The 12,456-nt window shown below is 66.6% G+C and carries 8 protein-coding genes, 1 tRNA gene and 1 other RNA gene; 5 read left to right on the top strand and 5 right to left on the bottom strand.

The genetic code is table 11. The features are described from left to right. Positions 1 to 252 precede the first annotated feature (252 nt). Positions 253 to 425, bottom strand: a transfer-messenger RNA (tmRNA) gene (gene ssrA / locus ABC766_RS34050). Between the two features lie 140 nt (positions 426 to 565). On the opposite strand from ssrA, the gene ABC766_RS26985 reads away from it, so the two are divergent. Together ABC766_RS26985 and ABC766_RS26980 are read left to right on the top strand one after the other, a co-directional pair. Continuing rightward, positions 566 to 766 (top strand): hypothetical protein, encoded by a 201-nt coding sequence (locus ABC766_RS26985; RefSeq protein WP_345819884.1) that lies wholly within the window; start codon positions 566 to 568, stop codon positions 764 to 766. Between the two features lie 966 nt (positions 767 to 1,732). Beyond that, complete coding sequence (locus tag ABC766_RS26980) at positions 1,733 to 4,411, top strand: Hint domain-containing protein (protein WP_345819883.1); 2,679 nt, start codon at positions 1,733 to 1,735, stop codon at positions 4,409 to 4,411. A gap of 335 nt (positions 4,412 to 4,746) precedes the next feature. On the opposite strand, the gene ABC766_RS26975 is transcribed toward ABC766_RS26980, so the two are convergent. The 4 genes from ABC766_RS26975 to ABC766_RS26960 form a co-directional block, all read right to left on the bottom strand. Then, on the bottom strand, positions 4,747 to 5,820 hold the full coding sequence (locus ABC766_RS26975; protein WP_345819882.1) for a putative sugar O-methyltransferase: 1,074 nt from the start codon (positions 5,818 to 5,820) through the stop codon (positions 4,747 to 4,749). 622 nt (positions 5,821 to 6,442) lie between these two features. Then, positions 6,443 to 6,518 (bottom strand) — tRNA-Lys (locus ABC766_RS26970). 100 nt (positions 6,519 to 6,618) lie between these two features. Next, positions 6,619 to 8,184: a 2-isopropylmalate synthase gene (locus ABC766_RS26965; protein ID WP_043380649.1), complete on the bottom strand. Its 1,566-nt coding sequence runs from the start codon at positions 8,182 to 8,184 to the stop codon at positions 6,619 to 6,621. Between the two features lie 341 nt (positions 8,185 to 8,525). Continuing rightward, positions 8,526 to 9,323 (bottom strand): hypothetical protein, encoded by a 798-nt coding sequence (locus ABC766_RS26960; protein WP_287089007.1) that lies wholly within the window; start codon positions 9,321 to 9,323, stop codon positions 8,526 to 8,528. A 281-nt stretch (positions 9,324 to 9,604) separates the two neighbouring features. On the opposite strand from ABC766_RS26960, the gene ABC766_RS26955 reads away from it, so the two are divergent. From ABC766_RS26955 to ubiE, 3 genes are all read left to right on the top strand, one after another. Then, complete coding sequence (locus tag ABC766_RS26955) at positions 9,605 to 10,333, top strand: carbonic anhydrase (RefSeq protein WP_345819881.1); 729 nt, start codon at positions 9,605 to 9,607, stop codon at positions 10,331 to 10,333. Positions 10,334 to 10,433: 100 nt separating this feature from the next. Continuing rightward, entirely contained in the window at positions 10,434 to 11,543 is a 1,110-nt protein-coding gene (gene leuB / locus ABC766_RS26950) for a 3-isopropylmalate dehydrogenase (RefSeq protein WP_345819880.1), read from the top strand. Between the two features lie 113 nt (positions 11,544 to 11,656). Next, positions 11,657 to 12,442 carry a bifunctional demethylmenaquinone methyltransferase/2-methoxy-6-polyprenyl-1,4-benzoquinol methylase UbiE gene (gene ubiE, locus ABC766_RS26945; protein ID WP_043345890.1) on the top strand — a complete coding sequence of 262 codons (786 nt, stop codon included), beginning with the start codon at positions 11,657 to 11,659 and terminating at the stop codon, positions 12,440 to 12,442. The last annotated feature ends 14 nt before the right edge of the window (positions 12,443 to 12,456 follow it).

The raw sequence follows: 12,456 nt of genomic DNA, 5'->3' as shown, positions 1-12,456 counted from the left end.
CCTGGCTTCAGCCGCAGGGCCGATCGTCGTTCCTGGAAGAGAATTAGCGGGCCCCGAGGCCGAAGCCTCGGGTTCTGTTGCTAGGCGTGCCCACGCCCCGGAAGATTACGCCGCGAGGCGCATCTCCATGCCGACGTTGTCGTTGGCATTTAGAGTTTTGGTCAGGTGCTCGGAACGAGGGTTGCCCGCGCCGAACCGGTCGAGTCCTTACCGAAAGCCGCATCTTACCCTGCCGAGGCAGGGCAGAACTCGCGATCCCTTTACCGTCCAGTCGAACCTGTTTCGCCCCCAGCAGAAGCACCCTGGCAGCGCGCTGTCCGCAACGCCGGACGCTCGCCCTCACCCCCGTGCGGTATCCGGGGCAGGATGCTTCTGGTGGAGGCGCCGGGTACCGCCCCCGGGTCCTGAAACGTTATTATGAACCGGTCATCAACCTCGCGGACACCTTACGCAGAAAGCGGCGCTCAGGTCTACTGGCCCACCGCCTGCACTGGCCGGACGGCTCTGCCCTGACGTCTCAGTCCCCAGGGACCGCAGTGATGGGGGCGCTCAAGACGCTCCAGCAGTGGCTCACGGCGCTGAAATCCGCGCGACCGATGCGTCGGGGCGGTCCGCCGCCGGTTTCGCCGATCGAAGCGGGCTCTGCCTCGGCAGCGAGTGGGTGATCGCGCTCAGCCACGTCCTGATCCTGGTCCTGACCCAGCCGGACCTGCGCTGGCTGGTCGAGAAGCTACGCCCCTGGCTCGGCCCAGCACCGCGGATCTGATCGAAATTTTTGTGTCGGCCCGCGCGTAGACTGGGCTTCACCATTTCCCCAGCGAGACCAATCCCAGACCAGCCGGCAATGCTGTGACGGGTTTTGCGCTTCCGCGTTAAGGCGTCTCGGCGACCGGGAACGTGCTCTGTATCGGCCACCTGAGTTTGACGCTCCCAACGGTTGCTTCGTCTCGCGAGATCAGCCTGTACTCTGGAACTGTCTGAGGCCACACCGCTGGGTCTGCTGAGCGTCGAAGCCCGTCAATTAAGAATGCGTGCAGCCTTCGTCCGGAAGCGTGATCGTTAAATTCGATATAAAAGTCGGTATTCAATCCTGCTCGACCAATCAGTTGCTTGAGGAGATCGACCGTCTTTACGATCTCTGTTGCGATATTGCTCATCCTAGCCTCCGCTAGGTTCTCCTACCGCAACCTCAGGTTAGTGTCCATGAGCCGGGGTGAGGGAAATGACATATCACCGGTCGCGTTGCCCTGTGGGCACATCATTTGATGCTATTGCCAAGGCTTCCGGGGCTGAATGTCAGGTATCGAACAGGTGGCCTGGCTTGGCTTGCCGCCCGCTTGATCTGATTGCCCTGAGCCCCGCCGGCGCCGCTGCGCGGGGCTTGTTCCTCACTCGCTATGCGGGTGCGATACCGGCGAACGAATTCGTATTGCGCCGTGTGCTGGGTAGCCGGAGAAAGGTCAGCCCCGCCGCGCTACCCGTTGATCGCCCATCGCCCAGCGCATCCCCGGAGGCATTCGTCGAAACAGCTTTCGCTATCAGACAGTTCAAACTGCCTGTCGCGGAAGGAGCACATCTGCGGAGAAAGTGGCTTCTTGAACATCAGCGCGGCCGTTTCTGTTATGACGGCCCCTCGACTGTGCAGGCCTGTGATTGTCACGCTGATGGCAAGCACCCGCACTCGTGAGATCGCGACCGCTGGGGCTGATCCGGCGAAGTTGGGGATGCATCGATGTCGGGCGGTCAGGGCGGCAATGGCGCAGATCTGATTAGCGGCACCGGCGGTCAGCCCGGGATAGACAACGTCACAAACGGCACCGGTGCAGCGGGCGGTAACGGCGGTTCATCGGTTGCAGGCTCAGGCGGTGGAGCTGGCGGCGCGTCAGGGCAAACCGGTGGTGCGGGCGGTAAAGGCGGCGCGGCCGCTGGTGGGACGATCGCCAATACCACCGGAACTGGCGGGGGGGCGGCCACCAACCCGGTGCCGGGCACGCTGATTGGGCAGCGTGGGGGAGATGGTCTTGCGGGCCCGACAGCTGGCGATGGCGGCGGCGGCGGCGGCGGCGGCGGCGTAGGAGTTTACGCCGGCTCCACCATTTTTAGCGCGGGTGGCAATTACAGAGGCGGCGACGGCGGAAGCGGTGGAGCTGGCAATACCACTGGTGGAGGCGGCGGCGGCGGCGCGGGTGGCTATGGTTTCGTCATCGCTGCCGGCGCAAATTTTTCAACTGGCGGCCCACGAACCGGCGGCTCTGGTGGGGCCGGCGGTGCCGCTGGCGGGCCCGGGGCTATCGGCGGAGCCGGAGGCAACGGTGGTGTCGGCCTCTTCACGACCGGGAGTACGGTCCGCAACAGCAGCACCATCACGGGTGGCACTGGCGGATTAGGCGGCGCAGCAAACGGCGGGACAGTCGGAACTGCCGGTCAAGGTGGCGCCGGCGTTTCTGGTGCAAACCTCACCATCACCAACACGGGCACGATCTCAGGCGGCTTCAACGGCGGTACGACCGCCCGCGCCAATGCCATCGACTTTACCGGAGGTGACAATCGCCTGACTCCGAGCAATGGCACGCTCAACGGAGGCATTGGCGTTACCGGAACGCTGCGCATTATTGGCACGAACACCATCTTCGCGAACGCCATCGGCAACTCGTCCGGCGGCTCCGGTTCGCTCATCAAGGATGGCGGCGGCAGCCTCACGCTTGGGGGCGCAAACACTTTCACAGGCTCGACCACGATCGCGATCAACAATACGCTCGCGTTAACGGGTAACGGTTCGATCGCGAATTCAAGCGGAGTCGCAAACGCGGGCACCTTCGACATCTCAGCCACGACTGCGGGTGCCTCGATAACCACCCTCTTAGGTGCTGGCAGCACGACGCTGGGTGCGCAGGCCCTGACCCTCACCAACGGTTCGACCAGCTATAGCGGAACGATCTCTGGTCCTGGCCGCATAGCGGTCACCGGCGGCACACAGACGCTGACCGGGACCAGTTCCTATTCCGGCGGCACGACGATCGGCTCGAATGGCAGCGCGGTGTCGAGCGCGCTGCAGCTCGGCGGCGCGGGGTCGGCCGGGACTGGGACGATCACCTTCGGTTCGATGTCAGGCCCCGCCACCGCCCGCCTCGGGCTTGATGTGACTGCTCAGCCGGCCAATGGTGGCACCTTCAGCAACACGATCGCCAATTTCGGCACGGGCAACGAAATTGTGCTCGCCGGCCTGACCAATTCGAGCGTCAGCTACAACAGCGCGAACAGCAACTTCACCATCACCGGCACGCGCTCCGGCGGCGGGCAGGTGAGCGAGAACTTCGTGCTGTCCGCTCCACGCACGACCAGCTTCACCACTGTGTCGGATGGCCAAGGCGGCACCATCGTACGTGCCGCTCCGGCTACAAATCCGACCAATCCCACCAACCCGACCAACCCAACTCAGCCTACAAACTCTTTAACCCCCTCGAACCCCGCCCCCCCTTCGCAGCCGGTCAATCCCGCGCCCTGCTACGTCACAGGCACGCGTATCCGCGTCCTCCGTGGGAGGCTGATCGTGGATGTGCCCGTGGAGCACCTGTGCGTCGGTGATCTCGCCATCACCGCGAGCGGCAGGCCCCGCCCAATCCGTTGGATCGGCGCACGCCGCTATCCCGATCTGACCGTCCCGCAAGCCGACCGTCCCGTGCGCATCCGGGCAGGCGCCTTGGCGGACGGCATGCCCGCTCGCGACCTGCTGGTCTCTCCGGATCACTGCCTGTGGCTGGACGGGCTGTTGGTGGCTGCGGGACATCTGGTCAACGGCTCAAGCATCACGCGAGGCGAGGTCGTGGCGGATCTCACCTACTGGCATGTCGAATTGGACTCGCACGACCTTCTGCTCGCGGAGAACACTCCGGCGGAGAGCTTTCTGGCTGCACCTGGCGTGCGCAGAGGCTTCGATGGCGTGCAGGTCTTCGACGTCGGCACGAGGCCCGTGCCCTATGCTCCGCGCATCGAACTCGGCTCCGAGTTGGCCGCGCTGCGCGGGCGCTTGGCCCTTCGCGCTGTCTTGTCGGACGGCGCCGCCGAGCTGGGACCGGTGCGAGCGTGGCTGGATCGATGCGTGATTGCGCGCGATGGCCTTCTGCACGTCGGCGGCTGGGTGCGCGACGAGGCGCATCCCGACACCCCGGTGTGCCTGGACGTGCTGATAGACGGCGCCGTCGTGGCATTCGCCGTGGCGGCCGAGTGTCGCTCGGACCTTGCCGCGGCGGGCGTCGGTCATGGGCGATACGGCTTCGATCTGGGTGTCGACCTGCGCCTTGCGCCCCATGTGGATCATGTCGTCGCAGTGCGCCGCTCGGCCGACGGTCTGCTGGTGTGCGCTAAGCGGGTGGATTCGGAAGGGGCGTGGACCGCACTGTTGGCAGCGTAGGGACGGCTCCTGAGCCGGCTCGGCTCACACGCTGGTAAGATCCGACGCTCCCCCGCCCGATGGGCAGATCAAGGCGGGACCGAGCGAACGATGAGCGGACCGGCAACCGTCCCGCTGTGCCGCGGCGACCATGTCAGGTCTTTCGCCTTCCGTCGTCTCCTGGCGTCATCAGATCGAGCACGCCTCACCGTACAACCACCCGACCGCATGCCGATCGACGGTGGAAGACCGATGCGAGAGCCGTTGTTTTAACGCGATCTCCTGCGCTGAACTGGCATTTACTCCCGCTTGGAACGCTCTCGAATCGCGTCGGACCTTGTTCAGGACTCCGATTTTCAGAATGCAATAAGCTCTTCTACATAGCCACGCCGCATCCAGTAAGGATACCTGCTATACGAAGATCCAGGGTCGGCCCTGTGAAGCTCTCGCAGCGGGATAGGGTTGAACTCATGATTGATCGAAAGAAGAAAACTCGCCCGCTCGCGTGCAAATTTCCAATATTTACTTACTGTAGGTTGATCCAATTCCGTAAAAGAATCAACATTAAGAATTAAATCATAATCTTCGGTTAGCGTTGTCAGGCTCTCCGGCGGTAGTATTTTGATTTGATCAGGAGATTTTTCCTCACCTACAAATGCAACGGCGTTCGCTCCGACGGTGCGTCCAACAAAATAACCTTGCGCCGCATTGGTGAGCGGGATGTCGATGATCGTATAATCTTTCAAGCCGAAGAAGCGATGTGCGTAGTAGGCCGTGCGACCGAGGCCGGCGCCGATCTCGAGGACGCGTGCGTTCGGGCGGCCCTTCACGATCTGGGCTACGCGCCAAGCTTGGTAGATCGCCTGAAGCGCGCGAAAGCCGACCACGCCTCGGCGCGTCTCAAATCCAATCTCTCCCGGATACGGGTTCGGGAAATCGATATCGGCATCGATGTTCGCGGCTATGCCGTCGAGGACCACATCAGGATCGGCCGGCTCGCCGTGCACGGCATAGTGCACGCCCGGAGCCGTTTCCGGATAGAGCACGCGCATTGCTCCAACCGCCTCGGCGAGGCTGATCAGCGCACCGTGCAGCCACAGGGCGTAAGAGAGCCGCCAGTCACCTTCAGCATTGAGGTTCCGGAAAACGAGCTCATGCGGCTCCACCTCGCCTTCAGGCGCCTTGCAGACCGCGTCGAAGCCCCAGAAATGAGCGTTCTGATCTGGCCGGCGTAGGATCTGGGCCCAAACAGCAGGATCAGAGCTGGACAATCCAATATGGATATCGCGCTTTACGCCGTCGTTGAACGCCGTCCAGAAAGAACCTGTGCCTGGATGAGCGGCCGCAGCGGACGTATAGGCTCGGGCAACGCGCGCGATCAGCTCGGTGTCATCCGCGGGTGCGCTCGAACCGCTCTCGACCAGGGGCAACGGGGACGAGATCGGGGGGCGTGGAAGGGCCCAAACGAGGTTGCCAAGCGAGGGTAAACCATTCTCGTTCGACAAGGCCGTCTCCGCATTTGAACGTTGACCCAGTGCAAGCCTCGGCCGCCCGTGGCGTTTCGACCACGATACACGTTTAGGCAAGCTCTTAAGGACCGTCGTTGGCGAATCTGGGGCCTGGCGATGCGAGCGTTCGCGGCGAAGGGAGCGCTTGACGCTGCCTGCGGCGCGCGGGGAGGTCTCTGACGACGCACGCACCCGCCGGTTCCCGCCGAGGATCGGCTACTCTCGTCCCCTGACCGGGTTAGGCATCCGCACGACCACTTTTGAAATTGAAATCTCGGAGTACCCCCGCTTGGGCCGCGTGCCGTCCTGGAGAGTATAGACCCGAGCCTCCGCAGCGCCGGCGTTGTTAGCGGGTGAGCCTCTTTTCGTTTGCCCTGCGGAAAACAGAGAACGCGCGCAAAGCCTCAAGAAACCTGCCGCGGGGCGGACCAATCGGTTCGGAGGCCATTGCAGAAAGAGATTGCAGCGGACAGAATCTTACTCGATCGCCCGGCTTGCCATGCGCGAAATCGTACTGTCTGGAAGCGGGTAGTCCGTTAGATCTTGGTGGGCGCACTAGGGTTCGAACCTAGGACCCGCTGATTAAGAGTCAGCTGCTCTACCAACTGAGCTATGCGCCCGATCGCGTCTGCGACCGCCCGGTGGCCACCAAGTCCGTCCGGGGTGACGGGCTGATACCAACGCGGCCGGGGGGTGTCCACCCCCCGCCGCAGCTTTTTCTCATTCCGCCGCCGCATGCTGTGCATGCACGCGCACCGAATGGGCCGAGAGCTTGTTCAGCGCCGAGAGATACGCCTTCGCGGAGGCGACCAGCGTGTCGGGATCGGCACCGCGGGCCGTGACGCTGCGCTCGCCGTCCCGCAGGCGCACCGAGACCTCCGCCTGGGCATCCGTGCCGCCGGTCACGGCATGGACCTGATAGAGTTCCAGCTGCGCCTGATGCGGGACCAGCGCCGAGATCGCGTTGAAGACCGCATCCACCGGCCCGTTGCCGTCCGCCTCCTCGATCCGCGTGCCGGCCTCGTCGGCGATGCGCAAGGTCGCGCGCTGCGGCCCGCGGGTGCCGGCGATCACCGACAGGGAGACCAGCCGGATGCGGTCGTGGGCCGTGGCGAGGTTCTCGTCGACCAGCGCCTCGATATCCTCGTCGTAGACGTTCTTCTTGCGGTCGGCCAAAGCCTTGAACCGGTCGAAGGCGTCCTGGAACTGGTTGTCCGACAGGTGCAGGCCGAGATCCTCCAGCTTGGAGCGGAACGCCGCCCGGCCCGAGTGCTTGCCCATCACCAGGGAGGTCTTGGTCAGCCCCACCGAGGCCGGCGTCATGATCTCGTAAGTCTCGGCGTTCTTGAGCATGCCGTCCTGGTGGATGCCGCTCTCGTGGGCGAAGGCGTTGCGGCCGACGATCGCCTTGTTGAACTGCACCGGGAAGTTCGTGGCGTGGCTCACGAGCTTCGAGGCGCGGGTCAGCATGGTCGATTCGACCCCCGTCTCGTAGGGCAGCACGTCCGCGCGGGTGCGCAGGGCCATCACGATCTCTTCCAGCGCCGCGTTGCCGGCCCGCTCCCCGATGCCGTTGATCGTGCATTCGACCTGCCGGGCGCCCCCCTCGATGCCCGCCAGGGAGTTGGCGATCGCGAGACCCAGGTCGTTGTGGCAATGGACCGAGAACACCGCCTTGTCGGCGTTCGGCACGCGCTCACGCACATTCGCGAACATGTCGCGGTACTCGGAGGGCGTGGCGTAGCCCACCGTGTCGGGGAGATTGATCGTCGTGGCGCCGGCCTTGATCGCCGCCTCGACGCAGCGGCACAGATAGTCGAGGGGCGTGCGCGTCGCGTCCATGGCCGACCATTCCACGTCCTCCACGAGGTCGCGGGCCTGGGCCACGGTCTTCAGGATGATCTCGACGACCTCGTCCTGGCTCTTGCGCATCTGGTGCGCGAGGTGGATCGGCGAGGTCGACACGAAGGTGTGGATCCGCGCCCGCTGGGCATGGCGCACCGCCTCGCCGGCTCGGGCGATGTCGGCGGGAATCGCGCGGGCCAGCCCCGCGATGGTGGCGCGCTTGGTCCGCCGGGCGATCTCCGACACGGCCTCGAAATCGCCGTTCGACGCGATGGGAAAGCCGGCCTCGATGATGTCGACGCCCATCGTATCGAGCAACTCGGCCACCGCGAGCTTCTCGTCGAAGGTCATGGTGGCGCCGGGGCATTGCTCGCCGTCGCGCAGCGTGGTGTCGAAGATCACGATGCGGTCGCGGGCGGAGGTGGTGTTCGTCGTGGTCATGGCATTACCCTGTCGCGGGCCGCCCGGCTCGAGATGGCGCGGCGCGGCGTGGTGCCCTCGCGGGCGGATTCGCGAATGGAAGAACTCCCCTGAAGGCCCAGGCGCGCGCCCGGACGGCCCTCAGGGGCGGGTAAGCAGAAGCGGAAGAGCAAGCCCGGCGCGGCGCGCGCGCGACCGCGGCGCCGTCATGGCGGCGCGGGCGATCTCGGGCGCTGAGCCGGCTCTGGCCAAGGCTCGTCTCTCCTGTCGGCGACCCACGCGGGATGGTCTCACGGCGCGGTGCAGCCCGTAGGTATCTCCGGAACGGCCGGAACACAAGCGAGCGCCGCGCACCCGGTGGATCAGGAGGCGCAGGCACAATCCGGAACCCGTACGGCCGGCGGATCCGCGAGAACCGCCGCCGCCAGATCGTCGTAGAACAGCATCTGTCCGGCGGCCCAGTCCTCGAATTCCGCCAGCACTGTCGGATCGAAAAAGCTCAGGCGGCTGTCGGCGATCCGGATCCATCCGGCCGCCTCCGCCTCGGCGAGCAGGTTGCCGACATGCGCCCGGGACACGTCCAGCCGCTCGGCGAGGCCGCGCAGGCTGAGTGGCGCGGCCGGCGGCGCCCCGGGAATCGTGGCGGCGTAGTGGGCGCCGACGAGGGCGGCGAGCAACGGGTAGCCGCAATCCCGGCCGGCGAAATGCAGCACCCGGGGGAACGGCGCGATGAGCGTCCCGTGCCGCAGCACATGGGCCGCCGACCGGCGGACGAGTTCCCCGAGCCGGCCGGGCCCGTCGAGTCCTGCCGCGCGGCCCGGATCGCGACCCGCGACGGCGTCCATGGCGACGACGAACAGGCGCCCGGACCGGCCGATCTCGGTCACCAGGGCCGGCGAGGCCTGCAGGCATTTCACGCGTGCATCATCCGGATCCGCCACCGCCGTGACGAACCGCCCGGCCTTCAGGGTCGACACGAAACCGGCCGTCTGCCGGTGGCTCAGTCCGACCATCGCCTGGAGCGCCGTCAGGGTCGGACGGGGGCCGCCATGGTGGCGCCACGCGTAGTCGTTGTGGATCAGCATGAACGAGACCACGTAGCGCCCGATCTGATTGAGCAGCTTGTGACTCGGCCAAACAATCTGCGACGGCTCGATCATCCCCTGGCAGTAACCGGCGACCGCCCGACTGAAATCGCGCTCAGACCGAAGCAGAGCGATCCGGTCCCGAAAATGATCGTCCAACATCCGCGCCTCGCAGCAGCCGGATCCATGCCTTCGGGATGCCCGGCGCAGCCGCTTCGGTCCAGTATTTCCTGCAAAGTTTGGACTCGGCGGGGAAGATCCGCAGGGGATACGATCCGGAGTGCTCGGCCCGCTGCTGCCGGGACGAGCGGCTCGCCGGGCTCGGCCGGCAAGGACGACGAAGGGGACCGCCAAGCGTGTGCGATCTGCATCGACCCTCCCTCTCACGGCGACTCTCACGGCGCGGCCTGTTGACGGCCGTCGCCGTCGGCACCCTGGCCGGCGCGTCCGCACCGCCATTTCGCGCCGAAGCGGCCTCCGACGGGGCTCGGTCGAAGGCCATCACGCCCGAGGAGGCTCTGGCTCGGCTGCTCGACGGCAACGGCCGCTACGCGGCCAACGCGCCCGCCAACAGGGATTTTTCGGCCGGTCGCGCGGCGCGGGCCGCGGCTCAGCATCCGATCGCCTGCATCGTCGGCTGCGCCGATGCCCGGGTCGCCCCGGACTTCATCTTCGACCAGGGACCGGGCGACCTGTTCGTCGTCCGCGTCGCCGGCAACTTCGTCAACACCGACGGCCTCGCCAGCCTCGAATACGGCGTGTCCGTCCTGGGCGCCCCGTTGATCCTGGTCCTCGGCCATTCCGAATGCGGGGCCGTGAAGGCGACGATCGACGTCTTGCGGACCAAGGCGGTGCTTCCCGGCCATCTCCCGGTGCTGGTCGACGCGATTCGGCCCGCGGTCGATCTGGCCGCGAAGGCGCGGGCGCAGGATCCCCTCGCCGAGGCCATCGCCCAGAACGTCCGGCACACCGTCGGACGGCTGGAGCAATCCGGGCCGATCATCGCGGAGGCCGTCGCCGCCCAGCGGGTGAAGGTCGTGGGCGGCTTCTACGACATCGCCACCGGCAAGGTCGCGCTCCTCTGAGAGGACGGACGCGCATCGACGATCGGGCCGGCGCCTTGCCAATGACGGGCCGGCCTCGATAAAGCCCGCCGGCACGTCGAGACCAACCCGCGAGACCGTCATGGCCAGCTACAAGCTCCTGCTCCTCCCCGGCGACGGGATCGGTCCGGAGGTGGCGGCCGGCATGCAGGTCGTGCTCGAGGCCCTCAAGGAGACCGGTCTCGCGACCTTCGAGACCGAGACCGACCTCGTCGGCGGCTGCGCGCTGGATGTCCATGGCAGCCCGCTCGCCGACGCGACCCTGCAGCGCGCCAAGGATGCGGACGCGATCCTGCTCGGCGCGGTCGGTGGGCCGAAATGGGCCGGCGTCGCCTACGAGAACCGCCCGGAGGCCGGCCTGCTGCGCCTGCGCAAGGAACTCGACCTCTTCGCCAACCTCCGTCCGGCGATCTGCTACCCGGCCCTGGCCGAAGCCTCGGCCCTGAAGAGGGAACTGGTCGAGGGCCTCGACATCATGATCGTCCGGGAGCTCACCGGCGGCGTCTATTTCGGCGAGCCGAAGGAGATCACCGTGCTGGAGGACGGCTCCAAGCGGGCTGTGGATACCCAGGTCTACACCACGGCCGAGATCGAGCGGATCGCCCATGTGGCCTTCGACCTCGCGGGCAAGCGCTCGGGACGGGTCGCCTCCGCCGAGAAGCACAACGTGATGAAGTCCGGCGTCCTTTGGAAGGAGGTCGTCACCAAGGTCCATGCGGAGCACTATGCCGACCTCCAGCTGGAGCACATCCTGGCCGACAACTGCGCCATGCAGCTGGTGCGCCGGCCGAAGCAGTTCGACGTGCTGGTGACCGACAACCTGTTCGGCGACGTGCTCTCCGACATCGCCGCCATGCTCACCGGCTCCCTCGGCATGCTGCCCTCCGCCTCGCTCGGTGCGGTCGATGCGGGCGGCCTGCGGCGCGCGCTGTACGAGCCGGTCCACGGCTCGGCCCCGGACATCGCCGGCCAGGACAAGGCGAACCCGATCGCCATGATCGGCTCGCTCGCCATGTGCCTGCGCTATTCCTTCGGCCTCGGCGACGCCGCCGACGCCCTCGACGGCGCCATCACCGACGCCCTGTCGGGCGGTGCGCGCACGGCCGACATCGCCGGCGAGGGCACGAACCCGATAGGCACCCGGGCCATGGCGGCGGCGGTGGCGGACGCGCTCCGCGCGCGCGTCGGCTGAGACAGGACTTCGGCGCGTCTCAGCATCGGGGTCGGTCCCCAGCCGCGTGTTTCGACGCATGGCGGCCGGGCCCGACCTTCGCTATGACGCGCCCATCGAGGAATGGGAGCGTCATGAAGGCCGGAAACGGGGCGTCTGAGCGCGCGAGCGCGGATTTCGGCTTCGAGCGCGTGGCGCTCGACGAGAAGCAGGGGCGCGTCGACAGCGTCTTCCACTCGGTCGCCCGCCGCTACGACATCATGAACGACCTGATGTCGGCGGGCCTGCACCGGGCCTGGAAGGCGCAGCTCGTCTCGATGCTGCGGCCCTCCCAGAACCGGGCCTTCGCGCATCTCGATGTCGCCGGCGGCACCGGCGACGTGGCCTTCCGGGTCCTGGCCGCGGGCGGCCCCCGCACCCGGGTCACGGTTCTCGACATCAACGAGTCGATGCTGCGCGTCGGCGCGGAGCGGGCCCGGGAGCGCAAGCTCGACGAGGCCGGCGACCGGATCGCGTTCGTGACCGGGAACGCCGAGGCTTTGCCCCTGCCGGACGCGACCTTCGACGCCTACACGATCGCCTTCGGCATCCGGAACGTGCCGCGGATCGAGACGGCGCTCGCCGAGGCGCGGCGGGTGCTGAAGCCCGGCGGGCGCTTCCTCTGCCTGGAATTCTCCGCCGTCGACATCCCGCTGCTCGACCGGATCTACGACGCCTATTCCTTCAACGTGATCCCGCGCATCGGCGCCCGGGTCGCCGGGGACGCGGAATCCTATCGCTACCTCGTGGAATCGATCCGGAAGTTTCCGACGCGCGGCGCCTTCGCGGGCATGATCGAGCGTGCCGGCTTCCGGCACGTCACCGACCGGCCGCTCACGGGCGGGATCGTGGCGATCCATTCGGGCTGGAAGGTCTCTTGACCGCCGCCGTGCGC

This window comes from Methylobacterium fujisawaense (genome assembly GCF_039619325.1).
GTDB classification, from domain to species: domain Bacteria; phylum Pseudomonadota; class Alphaproteobacteria; order Rhizobiales; family Beijerinckiaceae; genus Methylobacterium; species Methylobacterium fujisawaense.
This window is presented reverse-complemented; position numbering and strand designations above follow the sequence as displayed.